This is a genomic window from Rathayibacter sp. AY1F9, assembly GCF_002932155.1.
Taxonomy (GTDB): Bacteria; Actinomycetota; Actinomycetes; order Actinomycetales; family Microbacteriaceae; genus Rathayibacter.
In genome coordinates, this window is the sequence record NZ_PSVA01000005.1 from 34,673 (window position 1) to 49,924 (window position 15,252).

Here is a 15,252-nt window from a genome sequence, read left to right on the forward strand (position 1 = left end):
CCGTGACCCTCACCGCCCCCACCGCCACCGCCCTCGGCGGCCCGGTCGCCCCCTCGCGGAGCGTGCTCCGGCCGCTCCGCCAGGACGAGATCCTCCTCACCGGCGGCTTCTGGAAGCACTACCAGGACCTCAACTCCTCCGCCGTCATCGAGCACTGCCGCTCGTGGATCGAGCGCGTCGGCTGGGCCGGCAACTTCGACCGCGCGGCCGACGGCTCGATCTCGTCCGCCGAGGGCGGCGACGCGCACGCGGGCATCGAGTTCGTGGACTCCGAGGTCTACAAGCTCCTCGAGGCCATGGCCTGGGAGCTCGGCCGGAGCGACGACGCCGGGCTGCAGGAGCGGTACGACGACCTCGTCGCGCGGGTCGCCTCCGCCCAGGACCCGGACGGGTACCTGCACACGAGCTTCGGCCGGCCCGGCCAGCGTGCGCGCTACTCCGACCTGGAGTGGGGCCACGAGCTGTACAGCTTCGGGCACCTGATCCAGGCCGCCGTGGCGCGGCTCCGCACCGGGCACGACGACCTCCTGCCGCAGGTCGCCCGACGGCTCGCCGACCACGTGCACCGCGAGTTCGGGCCCGAGGGGAGGGTCGCCGTGTGCGGCCACCCCGAGATCGAGCCGGCGCTCGCCGAGCTGGCGCGGGCGACGGGGGAGGAGCGCTACCTCGAGCTGGCCCGCCTCTTCGTGGAGCGGCGCGGGACGGGGACGCTGAAGCCGATCGCGTTCGGCGCCGAGTACTTCCAGGACGACGTGCCCGTGCGCGACGCGGAGGTGCTGCGCGGCCACGCGGTGCGGGCCCTCTACCTCGCCTCCGGGGCTCTCGATGTCGCGGTCGAGACCGGCGACGCCGAGCTGGAGGAGGCGGTCCGCCGCCAGTGGGAGGCGACCGTCGAGCGGCGCACCTACGTCACGGGCGGGATGGGCTCGCACCACCAGGACGAGGCGTTCGGCGCCGACTACGAGCTGCCGCCGGACCGCGCCTACGCCGAGACCTGCGCGGCGATCGGCTCCACGATGCTCAGCTGGCGGCTCCTGCTCGGCTCGAACGAGCCCCGCTACGCGGACCTGATGGAGCGGACGCTGCTGAACGCGGTGCTCCCCGCGACCCGCGACGACGGCCGCGCCTTCTTCTACACGAACACGCTGCAGCAGCGCGTCGACGGAGTGGCACCGGACGAGTCGCGCGAGACCGACCGCGCGCAGTCCAGCCTCCGCGCGCCCTGGTTCTGGGTCTCGTGCTGCCCGACCAACACCGCCCGCACCCTGGCGAGCGTGGAGCTCGGCTTCGCGACCGCCACCGACGACGGGGTGCAGCTCCACCAGTACGGCGCGTACGAGGTGCGCACCGGAGGCGTCGCGCTGCGCGTCGAGACGGAGTACCCGGCCGACGGCGAGGTCGTCGTGCGGATCCTCGAGGACGCGGAGTTCGCGCTGACGCTGCGGGTCCCTCCGTTCGCGCGGGGCTCGGCGCTGCTCGACGGCGAGCCGGTCTCGACGCCGACCGTCACCGTCCGCCGGGCGTTCTCCGCCGGCGACACCGTGCGGCTCTCGCTGCCGATGACGGCCCGCTTCGTCGCCCCGCATCCCCGGATCGACGCGGTGCGCGGCCAGGTCGCCCTCGAGCGCGGGCCGTTCGTGCTGGCGATCGAGTCGCTCGACCTGCCCGAGGGCCTGGACACCGAGCACATCGCGGTCGACGCCTCGGTGCCGCCCGTCGTGACGGCGGAGGGAGCGCGCGTGTCCCTCGTGGCGCGCGAGGCGGCTCCCGGATGGCCCTACGGTTTCGTGCCGGTGGAGGAGGGGCGCCGCTTCGAGGCGGAGTTCCGGCCGTACCACCGCTGGGCGAACCGCGGACCGTCGACGATGCGGATCTGGACGCCGACGGCCTGACAGGCACCGCTCGCGAGAACGCAGGAGTCGTCGCACTCGAGCGCGAGTGCGACGACTCCTGCGTAGTGGCTGCCGTTGCGGCGCCTGCGCTCAGATCCAGCCGCGCTCGCGGGCCTCGATGACCGCGCGCTGGCGGGTGTCGACGTCGAGCTTGCGCAGGATCGACGAGACGTGGTTGCGGACGGTGCCGGAGGAGAGGTGCAGCGCCGCGCCGATCTCGCCGATCGTCTCGCCGCGGGAGCCGGCGCTGAGCACGTCGAGCTCGCGGTCGGTCAGCGGGCTGCGCGTGCTCGCCAGGGCGTCGGCGGCGATCTCCGGATCGACGTAGCGGCGTCCGCTCGCGACCTGGCGGATCACCTCGGCGACGTCCTCGACCCGGCGCGACTTCGGCAGGAAGCCGCTGACGCCCGCTCCGAGCGCTCGCCGCAGGACCCCCGGCCGCGCGTGCCGGGTGACGACCACGACCCGCGTCGCCGAGACCCGGCGCAGCCGCTCCGCCGCCTCGATCCCGTCGAGCCCGGGCATCTCGACGTCGAACAGGCACACGTCGGGCTGCAGGCGCAGCGCCTCCGCGACCGCCTGCTCGCCGTCGCGGCACTCGCCCACGATCTCGAGGTCCTCCTCGAGGCGGAGGAGCGCGGCCAGAGCCGTGCGGATCATGTCCTCGTCGTCGGCGATCAGCACCCGGATCACGAGTCGCTCCCCACCGGCAGGCGCGCGTCCAGCTCGAAGGAGCGGCGGACCGCCCCGGCGCGCAGCGTCCCCCCTGCCCGCTCGACCCGCTCCGCCATGCCGAGGACGCCCGAGCCGGTCCCGTCCGCCTCCTCCGCGTCCGGTGCCAGGTCGTTCACCGCCTCGAACCGCCACTCGTCCTGCTCCCGCGCGAGCCGCAGCCGCGCGCTGGAGCCGCCGCCGTGCTTGAGGATGTTCGTCGTCGTCTCGCGGACAACCGGCCCGAGCGTCTCGGCCGGCGCGTGAGCCGCCGCCGGGTCGACCTCGAGCTCGACGCGGAGCCCGGCCGAGCGGAGCAGGTCGGCGGCGTTGGCCAGCTCGTCGACGAGCGGGACGCTGCGGAAGCGCGTCGCCAGCTCGCGGGTGCCGGTGCGGGCGCCGTCGACCGAGCGCTGGGCGGCGCGCAGCTGCTCGAGAGCGGCCTCCGGGTCGCTGCCGAGGAGGCGCTCGGCGAGCTCGAGCTGCAGCGCGATCACCTGGAGGTGGTGGCCCTGGAGGTCGTGCACGTCGCCGGCGAGCAGCAGGCGCTCCTGGGCGGCGGCGAGCCGGCCCTCGGCGGCGCGCGCCCGGTCGAGCTCGCGGACGATGTCCCACCACCACAGCGCGCTGACGACCGTCAGTGGCAGCAGCGTCGCGAACAGCAGGAGGGTCGAGAGCGCGGCCGACGCGTCCGGCGCCGCTCGCGTCTGCTCGAGCACCGCCGCGACCGCGAGGACGATCGTGCAGAGCACCATCACCCGGAGCCGCACCCCGCTCTGCCAGGGCAGCACGGCGACCAGGGTCGCGGCGAGCGAGAGTCCGAGCGCGAGGCTCCCGGCGGCCGTGCCGGTGAGCGCCGCGGCCGCCACTCCGAGGCAGAAGACCAGGGTCGGCGCAGCCCGGAGGCGCACCGGGCCCTCGCGGTCGGCGCGCCGGTACGCGAGCGCGGTCGGCGAGAACACCGCGACCCAGGCGGCCGCGCCCAGGAAGTAGGCGGCCTTCCGCCACTCCTCGGCCTCGGCGCTCAGCACCGCCACGGACCAGACGGCCAGGACGACCACCACGAAGGAGGCGGCTGACGCGAGGGTGTACCACCAGGTCACGGCGACGCCGCGGCCCGCGCGCACGGGCGGATCCGCCTCGGTCGTGTTCACCATGCGGCCCAAGCTACGACCATGACACTTGTCACCCCTCGGACCGTCGATCGTCCCGGACAGCGGTGACCCGGCGGCACTGCCGCGGCGCTCCCGGACACGGTCGGATGGAGGAGTCCCGAGAGCCGGGGCCACGAACCGGAAGGCACGACCATGACGATCATCAGCGACGCGATCCTCGGATTCCAGGACCTGATCGGCCGCGTTCCCGAGCTCGTGCAGCCCCTCGTCGTCGCCGCGGCCGGGGCCGTCCCCTTCATCGAGGGCGAGGGAGCGGCGAGCATCGGGATCATCGGCGGCATCCACCCGGTCGTCGCCGGGCTTGCGGGGGCGATCGGCAACTTCGTCTGCGTGGCGCTGCTCGTGCTGCTGGGCACCGGCGTCCGCTCGGCGATCACGGGCCGCTCGGAGGCGAAGCGGACGACTCCGCGGCGCGAGAAGTTCCAGCGGGCCTTCACCCGCTACGGCGTCCCGGGCGTGAGCCTGCTGGGGCCGCTGCTGCTCCCGACGCACTTCACCGCGGTGATGCTGGCGGGCGCCGGAGTCGGCCGAGGGCGGATCCTGCTCTGGCAGGGCGTCGCGATCGCGCTGTGGACGACGGTGCTCACGGTGATCGTCGGGCTCGCGGTCTCGGGCGCGACGCAGGCGGGCTGAGCGGGCCGGACACGGTCCTGAAGCGTGGAACCCCGGTCGCGTAGAGGCGTTCGCGCCACCGGTCAGTGCCGGATGCGCCGTCCCGGTCCGCCGTCCGGGTCCGCCGGGCCGGCGGACTGCAGGTGGGTGTGCAGGCGGATGAGGGTGTCGCGCAGCCGGGTCTTGACGGTGCCGAGCGGGATCGACAGCTCCTCCGCGATCTCGGAGTGGCTGTACCCGCGGACGTAGGCGAGGTAGAGGACGTCGTGGTGGATGGCGGCGAGCTGCCGGATCGCGCCGGCCGCGGGCGCCAGGGCCAGCCGGACGTCCGAGCGCTCCCACTCGTGATCGCGCGGCCGGTCGAGGACCGTGTACTGCAGCTCCCGGCGCCGCGCCGACCGGTCCGCCCGGGCGCGGTCCACGGCACGGCGGTGCGCGACCTGGGCCAGGAAGGCGAGCACGGGACGGCCCGGGTCGAGCGAGCGCGCGGTGCGCCAGAGCTCGAGGTAGACCTCCTGCGCGACCTCCTCGGCGGCGGCGCGGTCGTCGAGCACGGCATCCGCGACGGAGACGACCCGGCCCGCGGTGAGCGAGTAGAGCTGCCGGAAGGCGGTCCGGTCGCCCGCGCAGACCCGCAGCAGCAGGGCAGCCGACCGTGCAGGGCCGTCCCCGGGCTCACGCCGCTTGCCCGTCATCGTCGACACAGGGCTCAGCCTGGCACCGCGGACGCGCTCCTCCCGGGGTCGTGCCCCGAGAGGTGGCCCCCGTTAGAGGCTCACTTCTGCTCGCGTCCGCTGATGTGCGCCGCCCGACCCCCACTCTGCCCAGGGCCGGCCGTTCGCAACCGAGGCCCGGAGCGTCCGACAGTGGCCATCAGGCCGGTGCCGGGCCGCTCGACCTCGGTTGCGGACGGGCTCAGACGGCGACGCGCGCGTTCGACTGCGCGAGGAGAGCGACCGAGCGCAGGCGCGCCTCCGTCTGCAGCGACGCGTGGGCGACGATGACCTCGTCGGCGTCGGCGGAGCGGGCGAAGTCGGCGGTGTAGTCGGCCACCTGGTCGCCGGTGCCGACACCGGTGTAGGTGGTCATGCTCGCGACGTGGGCGCCGATCGGGGCGCTGAGCAGGGCGTCGAGCTCCTCGTCGTCGAAGGTCTGGCCGACGGGGATCTGCCCGCTCTGGCGCAGCAGCATCATCAGGCGGGCGCGCTTCATCTGCGCGAACTGCTCCTGTGCGTCCTCCTCGGTGTCGGCGGCGATGGCGTTCATCCCGGCGATCACGTAGGGCGCGTCGAGCTGCTCGGAGGGGCGGAAGCCGCGGCGGTACTCCGCGACGGCCTGGTGCAGCGCGTCCGGAGCGAAGTGCGAGGCGAACGCGTACGGCAGGCCCAGCGCGGCCGCGAGCTGCGCGCCGAAGAGCGAGGAGCCGAGGATGTAGAGGGGGACGCGGGTGCCGGCACCGGGCGTCGCGCTCACTCCGGGGATGCGGGACTCGCCGGCGAGGAACGCCTGCAGCTCCAGCACGTCCTGCGGGAAGCGCTCGGAGGAGTCGGGGTCGCGGCGGAGCGCGCGGAAGGTCGCCTGGTCGCTGCCGGGGGCGCGGCCGAGTCCGAGGTCGATCCGTCCCGGGTGCAGCGTCTCGAGGGTGCCGAACTGCTCGGCGATGGTGAGCGGGGAGTGGTTCGGCAGCATGACGCCGCCGGAGCCGAGGCGGATCGTGGAGGTCTGCGAGGCGACGTGCGCGATGAGCACAGAGGTCGCGCTGGAGGCGATGCTCGCCATGTTGTGGTGCTCGGCGTACCAGACGCGGCGGTAGCCGTTCCGCTCGGCCTCCTGGGCCAGGGCGACGGAGGCGGCGAAGCTGTCGCGAGCGGTCTCACCGGGGGCGATGGGGGCGAGGTCGAGGATGGAGAGGGGAACGCTCATGGTGAGGGCAACGCCCGCGACGGCTCCGGTGTTCCCGTCGCGGGCGCCTTCCTCACGCCTCGGGGATGTCGCGGCCGTACGCCTCCAGCGTCACGGCCTCGGGCTCCGGTCCGCCGCGCACGCCGGCCTCGAGGGCGTCGATCCGGGCGAGCTCCGAGCCGGAGAGCGCGAAGTCGAACACGTCGATGTTCTCGGCGATGCGCTCGGGGCGGGTCGACTTGGGGATGACCTGGCGGCCCTCCTGCAGGTGCCAGCGCAGCATCACCTGCGCGGCCGTCTTCCCGTACTTGGCGCCGAGATCGAGGAGCACCGGGTCGTCGAAGCTGCGGCGCGGGGAGTCGCGGTAGGCGGTGATGCCGCCGATCGGCGACCAGGCCTGGGTGAGGATGTCGTTCTCGCAGCCGAAGCGCTCGACCCGCCGCTGCTGGAAGTACGGGTGAACCTCGAGCTGGTTCACCGCGGGGACGACGTCGGTCTCGGCGAGGAGGCGGGTGAGGTGCTCGACCATGAAGTTGCTCACGCCGATCGCCCGCACCCTCCCGTCGGCGAGCAGCCGCTCGAGCGCCCGGTAGGCGTCGAGGGTGCGGTCGAAGGCCTCGGGCAGGGCCTGGTGCAGGATCAGCAGGTCGATCCGCTCGACGCCGAGCTTGCCCGCGCTCTTGTCGAAGGCGTGCAGCGTCTCGTCGTAGCCGTAGTCGCTGATCCACACCTTCGTCTCGAGGAAGACGTCGTCGCGGCCGGCGATCGCCTCGCCCACCTCGCGCTCGTTGCCGTAGGCCGCCGCCGTGTCGATGTGCCGGTACCCCGCGTCGAGCGCGGCGGCGACGGCGGCGCGGGTCTCGTCGGGCGGAGTCTGGAAGACGCCGAGTCCGAGGGCGGGGATCTCGACACCGTTGTGGAGAGTGAACGTGTTCATGAGCCCACGCTACGTTTACAGACGCCGAGTCGCCCGAGAAGCCGCGCGCGACTCCTCAGGCGACCCCGTCGCTCCGGCCCTGCTCAGCCGTCGATCGGCAGCAGGATCCCCTTCACCGTCTCGTCCGTGGCGAGGAACTCCTGCACGGCCGGATCCTGGAAGGCCTGGACGAGCTTCCTCACGTTCTCGGTGTCGCGGTACTTCGAGCCGATGGTGAGCTGCCCGGCGAAGTCGTCGGGGGCCTGCGGGGCGAAGATCTGCTGCTCGATCGGGATGCCGGCGGCGAGGTAGTACTCGGTGTAGCCGACGGCCGCGTCGAGGTCCGGCAGCGCGCGCGACTGGGCGGCGAAGTCGAGCAGCGTGAACTGCAGGTTCTTCGGGTTCTCGGCGATGTCGTCCTGGGTCGCGGTGCCCGGCTCCGTGCCCGGCTTCAGCGTGATCAGGCCGGCGTTCTGCAGCAGCCAGAGGCCCTGCGCCTCGTTGGCGGGGTCGGAGTAGAGCGAGACCGTGCCGCCGTCGGGGATCTGGGAGACGTCGGAGTACTTGTCGCTCCAGAGCCCGAAGCCCCAGCGGAAGACGGGGGTGGCCGCCTCCTCCTCGAAGTCGGGGTTGGCCTCGAGCACCTGTCCCAGCCAGAGCTTGTGCTGGTAGACCGTGGCCGCGACCTCGCCCTCGCTCACCGCGCGGTTGATGGTGTTGCTGTCCGAGAGCCCCTTGAAGGCGACGGTGATGCCGTAGCGCGGCGCCACCTCCTTCGCGACGAAGTCGACCAGGGCCTGCTCGGAGGCGTTGCCCTCGGCGGTCGCGACGTAGAGCGTCGCTCCCTCCTGCTCGTTGGCCGAGACGGCGGGGGAGAGGAGCGGGACGGCGATCGCGCAGGCGACGCCGACCACGACGACGGCCGCTCCGGCGATCCAGGGCCAGCGGCGCTTCTTCTTGAGATCGAATCCGAGGTCGTCGGGAGTGGACATGGCGGTGCCTTTCGAAGAGGGGGTGCGCGGGCGCGCGGGAGGGGCGCCCGAGGGCGCAGGAGGAGGAGTGGTGGTTCTAGACGGCGGCCGCGACCCGGGGCGCTCGCCGCGAGCGGGAGGCGCCGGGCGTGGTCGCGCGGACGAGGGCGTCGCCGGTGAGCTGCACGGTCGCGACGGTGGCGACCAGGATCACGATGGTGGCGAGCATGACGGTGGTGTCGAAGCGCTGGTAGCCGTAGGTCACCGCGACGTAGCCGATGCCGCCGGCGCCGATCGTGCCGGCGATCGCCGAGTACTCGATCATCGCGATCGTGTTGATCGTCAGGCCGCCGATGATCTGCGGCACCGCCTCGCTCAGCTGAGCGGTCCGCACCACCTGCAGCCGCGACGCTCCGGAGGCGCGGGCGACGCGGGTGAGCGAGAGCGGCACGCTGCGCAGCGCGTTCTCGACGATCCGGGTGAAGAAGGCGATCCCCGCGATCGACATCGGCACGACGGCGGCCGCGATCCCGATGTTGGTGCCGGTGATCAGGCGCGTGAACGGCATGATCGACGCCATCAGGATGAGGAACGGCAGCGAGCGGCCGACGCTGATGACGGCGCTGAGCACCTGGTGGGCGGCCCGGTTCTCGGCCAGCCCGCCCGGAGCGAGGTTGTGCACGAGAGCGCCCAGCGGCACGCCGACCAGCACCACGATCGCCATGACGATGCCGACCATGATCAGCGTCTCGCCGAGCGCCGGCAGCACCAGCGCGGGGATCTGCTCGAGCGGGACCTTGTTGTCGAGGTGGAGGATCATGCCGCCACCTCCTCGGCGAGGACGCGCACGCCGGCGGGCCGGACCGACAGGCCGAGCTCGGCCGCCGCACGGGTGAGCCGCGCCTCGTCGACCGGGCCGAGCCCGATCGTCGCGTGGCCGACCGCCTGCCCGTCCACCGTCTCGATCGCCGCGCCGAGCAGCGAGACGGGGCCGACCGCCTCCGCGAGCCGGGTGACCCAGTCGGTCGGCACTCCGGAGCGGGAGTAGCCCACCACCCATTCGCCCAGACCCGGGCCGGGCGCGACGGAGGGGCGCACCGGGTTGAGGGCGAGGCCGAGCGGGGACGCGGGGTCGCGCAGCAGGTCGACGAGGCGCCCCGACTCCACGATGCGGCCGTGGTCGAGGCGGGCGACGGAGTCGGCCACCTGGCGCACCGTCTCCATCTCGTGGGTGATGAAGAGGATCGAGAGGCCCAGGTCGTCGCGCAGCTCCTTCAGGAGCGTGGTGATCGCGGTGGTCGAGGCGGGGTCGAGGCCCGAGGTCGCCTCGTCGGAGAGCAGCACCGAGGGGCGGAGGGCGAGCGCGCGGGCGATGCCGACGCGCTGGCGCTGACCACCGGAGAGCTGGTGCGGGTAGTAGCGGGCGCGGTCCGAGAGGCCGACGCGCTCGAGCAGCTCCGCGACGCGGTGCTTCGTCTCGGCGGCGGTGACGCCGAGGTACTCCAACGGCAGGGCCACGTTCTGCTCGGCCGTGCGGCGGCTGAAGAGTCCGTCGGACTGGAAGACGGTGCCGATGCGGCGGCGGGCGACGCGCAGCCGCTCCTCCGAGAGCTGCGAGAGCGCCTCCCCGTTGACGACGACCGTGCCCGAGGTGGGCCGCTCGAGGAGGTTCACGCAGGCGGCGAGCGTGCTCTTGCCCGCACCGCTCGGGCCGACGACGGCGAAGATCTCGCCGGTCGCGACCGAGAAGTCGAGGCGGTCGAGCACGGTCGCCGGACCGTACGACTTGCTGAGCTGCTCGAGCCGGATCATCGCGTTCCTTCGGACGGGTCGGGCGGCCGCGGCCTCTCCGCGTCGTCCCGGACACGATGATGGAGCACCGCGGGCCCGCCCGTCCCGGCCCGCGTCGCCCGGCGTAACCCTTCGTCGCCGGGCGTAACAGTGCGCGGGGCGGAGGGGTCGCTCATGCCGGTCCCGCCGCTGCCGGGCGCTCCCGCTCAGCTCGCGGCGGCCGCCGCGCGGGGGCTCTCGGCGCTCGCCTCGCGGTCGAAGCGCTCGCGGCTGAAGACCTGGTCGGCTGTCGTCAGGGCGAGGCCGATCACGCCGGCCAGCTCGCCCAGGTCCGACGTGTGGATGGTCAGGTGCCGCGTGGCGAGCGGGTGGGTGCGCAGGTAGACGCGCTCGCGCAGGCCCGACATCAGCACCTCGCCGCAGTCGCCGAGCTGGCCCGAGATCACGATGGTCCGCGGGTTGAGGATGTTGACGAGGTCGGCGACCGCCTCGCCGAGGACGCGGCCGGCCTGGCGCACCGCCTGGGTGGCGCGCATGTCGCCGCGGAGCACGCGGGCCGTGACGTCGGCGACGTGCGCGATCGAGGGATCGTCGGCCGAGAGGTCGCGGACGAGGGCCCAGCCGCTCGCGTACGCCTCCACGCAGCCGGCGTTGCCGCAGCGGCAGGGCAGCGGATCCGCGTCGACCGTGCCCGTGACCGCGCGGGTGTGGCCGATGTCGCCGGCCGCGCCGACGGCTCCGCGGATCGTCGCTCCGTTGAAGACGAGGCCCGAGCCGATGCCGGTGCCGAGCTTCAGGCTGATCAGGTTGTCGGAGCCGTGGTGGCGCGACTCGGCGAGGGCGCGGGCGTTCGCGTCGTTCTCGATGACGACCTGCACGCCCTCGTACGGCTCGGCGAAGTAGCCGGCGATGTCGAAGTCGTCCCAGCCGGTCATGATCGGCGGGTTGCGCACGCGCCCGGCGGCGAACTCGACCGGCCCCGGGACTCCGACGCCGATGCCGGCGACCGCGTCGCCCTGCTGCAGCCGCTCGAACGCGGCGATCACCAGCGAGAGCACGGCGTCCGGTCCCTCCCAGACGTCGACGACGCCGCTCTCGTGCCGGAGGGGGGTGCCGCGCAGGTCGCAGGCGGCGGCGACGAATCCGCTCGCTCCGATGTCGGCGGTGAGGAAGACCGTGCCGACCAGGTTCATCGCGAACATGCTCGAGGGGCGCCCGCCGGTCGACTCGCCGCCGGTGGTGGGGGCGATCAGGCCGAGCTCCACGAGGGTCGCGAGGCGCTGGTTGACGGTGGAGCGGGAGAGCCCCGTCTGCTCCATCACCGCGTTGCGCGAGATCTCGCCCTGCTCGCGGAACAGCGCGAGGACGTCGGCCACGTGCGAACCGGCCTCGCCGGTGGAGTACCCCGTCATCGCTCCCCCTCTTGTCACGGTCAGCGTACATGCCTGCCGACGGGAAACCTGAAGTTCCCCGACTTTCGTATTGCGGTAACGCGAAAGCCCGGGTAGTTTTCACACACCGGCACGCAGTGGTGCCACTGATCCTCAAGGATGACGATGAACCGCACAGCACGCCGCCTCCTCCCGGTTCTTGCACCGGTCGGCGCCCTCGCACTCCTCCTCACCGGCTGCGCCTCGGGTGGCGACACGGCCGCCGGCGGCTCCGGATCGACCAAGGTCGCCGCGGTCATCAAGGGCCTCGACAACCCCTTCTTCCAGGCGATGGAGAACGGCATCGAGGACACCGCGAAGGACGACTCCGTGGACGTCTCGGTGCAGGCCGCCGCCGACATCGGCGACACCACCGGCCAGGCCGACAAGCTCACCACGGTCGCCGGCCAGGACTTCGGCTGCCTGATCGTCAACCCGATCAGCGGCACGAACCTGGTGCAGGCCCTCGCCTCCGCCACCGGCAAGACGATCGTCAACATCGACAGCCCGCTCGACCCCGACGCGGTCGAGGCCGCGAACCTCGACGTCACCACCTACATCGGCACCGACAACGAGGCCGCGGGCGGCAAGGCCGGCGACTTCCTCCTGCAGCAGCTGCCCGCCGGCTCCGAGGTCGCCGTCATCGGCGGAGTCTCGGGAGACGTCACCAGCGCCGCCCGCGTCGACGGCTTCACCGCCGCGATCGGCTCCGACCTCACCGTCGTCCAGGAGGCCGCGGCCGACTGGAAGCGCGAGGTCGCGCTGACCAAGGCGACCGACATCCTCGCCGCGAACCCCGACGTGAAGGCGTTCTTCGCCGCGAACGACGACATGGGCCTCGGCATCGTCAAGGCCGTCGAGAACGCGGGCCTCACCGGCTCCGTCCAGGTGGTCAGCGTCGACGGCAACGAGGACGCGCTGCAGTCGGTGAAGGACGGCGGCCTCACCGCCACCGTCGCCCAGTACCCCTACGCGATCGGCCAGCTCGGCGTGCAGGCGTGCGAGGCCGTCGGCGCCGGCGAGGAGATCCCCGCCGAGATCGAGTCGCCCACCGCACTCGTGACCTCCGAGACCGCGGAGCAGGCCCTCGGCGCCTTCCCCCAGCCGTTCGAGGAGTTCGACAACCCGCTCGCCGCGCTCGTCCCCAGCAAGTAGGACCTCCCGCCCATGGCAACCCAGGAAGCGACCATGACCTCAGTCACCGCCCGACCCCCGGCCAGCGCCTCCCCGCTGCTGGCGAACCTCCGTCAGCTCAGCTTCTGGGCCGAGAACGCCGCACCGATCGGGCTCGTCGCCCTGGTGATCGTGTTCTCGATCGCGACGCCGACGTTCCTCAGCCTCGGCAACATCAAGGCGATGCTCGTCGCCGCCGCGATCCTGGTCATCCTCTCGATCGGCCAGTCCTTCGTCATCACCACCGGCGGCATCGACCTCTCGATCTCGGCGACGATGACCGTCGGAGCGGTCGGCTTCGGCATCGGCTGGAGCGCCGGCTGGGGCTTCTGGCTCTCGGCGCTCGCGGCCCTGCTCTTCGCGGGGCTGATCGGAGTGATCAACGGCTTCCTGATCGCGAAGGGCAAGGTCACCGACTTCATCGCGACACTGGGCACGCTCTCGGTGGCGACCGGCCTCGCGCTGATCGTCTCCGACGGCAAGCCGATCACGGTCGGCAGCCCCGAGCTGCTCCGCCTCACCACCGGCTCGATCGGGATCATCGGCTACCCGATCATCCTGGCCGCGGTCATCGGAGTCGTCGCCTGGGTCGTCATGTTCCGAACCCGCTTCGGCCTGCACGTGCAGGCGGTCGGCGGCAACGAGGAGAGCGCGGTCGCCAACGGCATCAAGGCCGGACGCGTGCGCATCGCGGTGTACATCATCGCCGCCGTCCTCGCCGGAGTCGGCTCGCTCCTCCTCGTCGCCCGCGTCGGCGCCGCGGAGCCGGCCATCAACACGCAGTACCTGCTCAACTCCATCGCGGCCGTCGTGCTCGGCGGAGTGAGCCTCACCGGCGGCAAGGCCAAGATCGTCGGCCCGATCATCGGAGCGTTCCTCCTGACCGCGCTGACCAACGGCCTGACCCTGCTCGGCGTCTCGCAGTTCTACCAGCCCCTCGCCGTCGGCCTGGTGGTCGTGCTCGCCGCCCTCATCACCCGCTACCAGAAGAAGTGAGCCCAGCCATGACCAGCGACATCCTGCTCGAAGCGCGGGACATCAAGAAGTCCTTCGGCGGCGTCCACGCTCTCAAGGGAGCGTCGATGTCGATGCGCCGCGGCGAGATCACCGCCCTGATCGGCGACAACGGCGCGGGCAAGTCCACCCTCGTCCGCTGCCTCTCCGGAGTGCACCCCGCCGACTCCGGCACCATCACCCTCGACGGCGACGTGGTGCACTTCACCACTCCGCTCGGCGCCCGGGACGGCGGCATCGAGACGGTGCACCAGACCCTCGCCCTGGTCGAGGACCTGACCGTGTGGCAGAACTTCTTCCTCGGCCGGGAGCTCACCAAGGGCGTGCCCGGGGTGCGGTTCCTCGACCGGACGCAGATGAAGAAGACGGCCCAGGAGCTTCTCGGCGACCTCGCCGTGAACGTCCCGCCGGTCACCAGCAAGGTCCGCCGCCTCTCGGGCGGCCAGCGCCAGGCGGTCGCGATCGCCCGGGCCGCGGGCTGGGGCAGCAAGATCGTGATCATGGACGAGCCGACCGCGGCGCTCGGCGTCCAGGAGACGGCGCGCGTCGAGAAGATCATCCTCAAGCTGCGCGACGCCGGAGTGGCCGTGCTGCTGATCAGCCACAACTTCGACCAGGTGATGCGCCTGAGCGACCAGGTGTGGGTGATGCGCGCGGGCCTCGCCGTCGCCGGCCGCCGCACCGCCGAGACCAGCGGCGACGAGCTCGTCTCGCTGATCACGGGCGCGAAGGCCGCCTGATGCACCCCGAGTTCCTGCACCGCGGGAGCACGGAGCGCTCGTCGCCGATCGGGGTCCACGCGGGCCTGCTCGTCGGCGACTGGACGCCGGAGTCGGGGCGCCGCGCGATCGGCGCCGCCGCCTCGATCGGCTTCGACCTGATCGAGATCCCGGCTCCCGCCGACCCCGACGCCTCCGCGTGGACCGCCGACCTGCTCGACGAGCACGGGATCGACGCGGTCGTCTCGCTCGCGCTGGACGCCGACTCCGACATCACCGACCAGGCCACGGCCGGCCGCGGCGAGGAGCGGCTCCTGGCGGCCGTGCGGTTCGCCGAGGCGATCGGCGCGCGGTACGTCGGCGGAGTCACCTACTCGGCCATGCGCAAGTACGAGCACGCGGCCGACATGGCTGCCCGCGCGCGCTCGCTCGACGTGCTGCGGAGGGTCGCCGCGGCCGCCGCTCCCGCCGACGTCGTCGTCGGAGCGGAGTACGTGAACCGCTACGAGAGCAACCTGCTGAACACGGCCGCCCAGACCGCCGCGTTCCTCCGCGAGCTTGACGCGCCGAACGTGCTCCTGCACCTCGACACCTTCCACGCCCACCTCGAGGAGGTCGACCTCGCGAGCGCCGTCCGCGACGCCGGCGACCTGCTCGGCTACCTCCACGCCTCCGAGAACCACCGCGGAGAGCCGGGCACCGGGAGCACCGACTGGACCGGGCTCGCGGCGGCGCTCGCCGACTCCGGCTACCGCGGTCCGCTCACCCTCGAGAGCTTCTCGCCCGCCGTCCAGCCCCCGGCCTCGGCCGAGGGCATGGGTCTCTGGCGCGAGCTCTGGCACGACCCCGTCGCCCTCGCGACCTCCGGCCAGGCGTTCCTCGCGGACCTGCTCGACACCGACCCCGCGGCCCGACGCCGCCCCTGAACCTCTCGAACCAAGGAGCA

Annotated in this window: 15 protein-coding genes; 6 read left to right on the forward strand and 9 right to left on the reverse strand. The window is 72.9% G+C overall.

Features of this window, described 5'->3' with window-relative positions; translation table 11 throughout:
- Positions 1-2: 2 nt before the first annotated feature.
- Positions 3-1,892, forward strand: coding sequence for a glycoside hydrolase family 127 protein (locus C5C37_RS05080; RefSeq protein ID WP_104338561.1), 1,890 nt, complete (start codon positions 3-5; stop codon positions 1,890-1,892).
- Positions 1,893-1,982: 90 nt separating this feature from the next.
- On the opposite strand, the gene C5C37_RS05085 is transcribed toward C5C37_RS05080, so the two are convergent.
- On the reverse strand, positions 1,983-2,585 hold the full coding sequence (locus C5C37_RS05085; protein WP_104222701.1) for a response regulator transcription factor: 603 nt from the start codon (positions 2,583-2,585) through the stop codon (positions 1,983-1,985).
- Positions 2,582-3,760 (reverse strand): sensor histidine kinase, encoded by a 1,179-nt coding sequence (locus tag C5C37_RS05090; RefSeq protein ID WP_104338562.1) that lies wholly within the window; start codon positions 3,758-3,760, stop codon positions 2,582-2,584. Before C5C37_RS05090 ends, C5C37_RS05085 begins: the two co-directional genes overlap by 4 nt.
- Positions 3,761-3,910: 150 nt before the next feature.
- Between C5C37_RS05090 and C5C37_RS05095 the strand changes: the two genes are divergently transcribed.
- On the forward strand, positions 3,911-4,411 hold the full coding sequence (locus C5C37_RS05095) for a small multidrug efflux protein (RefSeq protein WP_104225805.1): 501 nt from the start codon (positions 3,911-3,913) through the stop codon (positions 4,409-4,411).
- A 62-nt stretch (positions 4,412-4,473) separates the two neighbouring features.
- Here C5C37_RS05095 and C5C37_RS05100 read toward each other — a convergent pair whose 3' ends face one another.
- The 7 genes from C5C37_RS05100 to C5C37_RS05130 form a co-directional block, all read right to left on the reverse strand.
- Positions 4,474-5,085, reverse strand: coding sequence for a sigma-70 family RNA polymerase sigma factor (locus C5C37_RS05100; RefSeq protein WP_258063255.1), 612 nt, complete (start codon positions 5,083-5,085; stop codon positions 4,474-4,476).
- 220 nt (positions 5,086-5,305) lie between these two features.
- Entirely contained in the window at positions 5,306-6,313 is a 1,008-nt protein-coding gene (locus C5C37_RS05105; RefSeq protein WP_104338563.1) for an LLM class flavin-dependent oxidoreductase, read from the reverse strand.
- Positions 6,314-6,365: 52 nt separating this feature from the next.
- A complete protein-coding gene (locus C5C37_RS05110; RefSeq protein WP_104338564.1) occupies positions 6,366-7,229 on the reverse strand; it encodes an aldo/keto reductase in 864 nt (287 codons plus the stop codon).
- An 83-nt stretch (positions 7,230-7,312) separates the two neighbouring features.
- Positions 7,313-8,200 (reverse strand): MetQ/NlpA family ABC transporter substrate-binding protein, encoded by an 888-nt coding sequence (locus C5C37_RS05115; RefSeq protein ID WP_104297325.1) that lies wholly within the window; start codon positions 8,198-8,200, stop codon positions 7,313-7,315.
- 76 nt (positions 8,201-8,276) lie between these two features.
- The gene (locus tag C5C37_RS05120) at positions 8,277-8,999 is read right to left on the reverse strand and encodes a methionine ABC transporter permease (protein WP_104222708.1); all 723 of its coding nucleotides are present in this window, start codon (positions 8,997-8,999) and stop codon (positions 8,277-8,279) included.
- Positions 8,996-9,991: a methionine ABC transporter ATP-binding protein gene (locus C5C37_RS05125; protein WP_104262564.1), complete on the reverse strand. Its 996-nt coding sequence runs from the start codon at positions 9,989-9,991 to the stop codon at positions 8,996-8,998. Before C5C37_RS05125 ends, C5C37_RS05120 begins: the two co-directional genes overlap by 4 nt.
- A gap of 185 nt (positions 9,992-10,176) precedes the next feature.
- Positions 10,177-11,382, reverse strand: a complete 1,206-nt coding sequence (locus C5C37_RS05130; protein WP_104338565.1) for an ROK family transcriptional regulator — start codon at positions 11,380-11,382, stop codon at positions 10,177-10,179.
- A gap of 144 nt (positions 11,383-11,526) precedes the next feature.
- Here C5C37_RS05130 and C5C37_RS05135 point away from each other — a divergent pair, with 144 nt between their 5' ends.
- From C5C37_RS05135 to C5C37_RS05150, 4 genes are read left to right on the forward strand one after another with little or no spacing between them, the layout of a single operon-like run.
- On the forward strand, positions 11,527-12,555 hold the full coding sequence (locus tag C5C37_RS05135) for a substrate-binding domain-containing protein (RefSeq protein WP_104222713.1): 1,029 nt from the start codon (positions 11,527-11,529) through the stop codon (positions 12,553-12,555).
- Between the two features lie 33 nt (positions 12,556-12,588).
- Complete coding sequence (locus C5C37_RS05140; protein WP_104222714.1) at positions 12,589-13,569, forward strand: ABC transporter permease; 981 nt, start codon at positions 12,589-12,591, stop codon at positions 13,567-13,569.
- An 8-nt stretch (positions 13,570-13,577) separates the two neighbouring features.
- Positions 13,578-14,327 carry an ATP-binding cassette domain-containing protein gene (locus C5C37_RS05145; protein ID WP_104222715.1) on the forward strand — a complete coding sequence of 250 codons (750 nt, stop codon included), beginning with the start codon at positions 13,578-13,580 and terminating at the stop codon, positions 14,325-14,327.
- Positions 14,327-15,232, forward strand: a complete 906-nt coding sequence (locus C5C37_RS05150; protein ID WP_104338566.1) for a sugar phosphate isomerase/epimerase — start codon at positions 14,327-14,329, stop codon at positions 15,230-15,232. Before C5C37_RS05145 ends, C5C37_RS05150 begins: the two co-directional genes overlap by 1 nt.
- The last annotated feature ends 20 nt before the right edge of the window (positions 15,233-15,252 follow it).

Bases quoted from the DNA above. Each gene is read 5' to 3' on its own strand.
- C5C37_RS05090 (WP_104338562.1), bottom strand. From the start codon at position 3,760: ATGGTGAACACGACCGAGGCGGATCCGCCCGTGCGCGCGGGCCGCGGC.
- C5C37_RS05095 (WP_104225805.1), top strand. From the start codon at position 3,911: ATGACGATCATCAGCGACGCGATCCTCGGATTCCAGGACCTGATCGGC.
- C5C37_RS05100 (WP_258063255.1), bottom strand. From the start codon at position 5,085: ATGACGGGCAAGCGGCGTGAGCCCGGGGACGGCCCTGCACGGTCGGCT.
- C5C37_RS05105 (WP_104338563.1), bottom strand. From the start codon at position 6,313: ATGAGCGTTCCCCTCTCCATCCTCGACCTCGCCCCCATCGCCCCCGGT.
- C5C37_RS05110 (WP_104338564.1), bottom strand. From the start codon at position 7,229: ATGAACACGTTCACTCTCCACAACGGTGTCGAGATCCCCGCCCTCGGA.
- C5C37_RS05115 (WP_104297325.1), bottom strand. From the start codon at position 8,200: ATGTCCACTCCCGACGACCTCGGATTCGATCTCAAGAAGAAGCGCCGC.
- C5C37_RS05120 (WP_104222708.1), bottom strand. From the start codon at position 8,999: ATGATCCTCCACCTCGACAACAAGGTCCCGCTCGAGCAGATCCCCGCG.
- C5C37_RS05125 (WP_104262564.1), bottom strand. From the start codon at position 9,991: ATGATCCGGCTCGAGCAGCTCAGCAAGTCGTACGGTCCGGCGACCGTG.
- C5C37_RS05130 (WP_104338565.1), bottom strand. From the start codon at position 11,382: ATGACGGGGTACTCCACCGGCGAGGCCGGTTCGCACGTGGCCGACGTC.
- C5C37_RS05135 (WP_104222713.1), top strand. From the start codon at position 11,527: ATGAACCGCACAGCACGCCGCCTCCTCCCGGTTCTTGCACCGGTCGGC.
- C5C37_RS05140 (WP_104222714.1), top strand. From the start codon at position 12,589: ATGACCTCAGTCACCGCCCGACCCCCGGCCAGCGCCTCCCCGCTGCTG.
- C5C37_RS05145 (WP_104222715.1), top strand. From the start codon at position 13,578: ATGACCAGCGACATCCTGCTCGAAGCGCGGGACATCAAGAAGTCCTTC.
- C5C37_RS05150 (WP_104338566.1), top strand. From the start codon at position 14,327: ATGCACCCCGAGTTCCTGCACCGCGGGAGCACGGAGCGCTCGTCGCCG.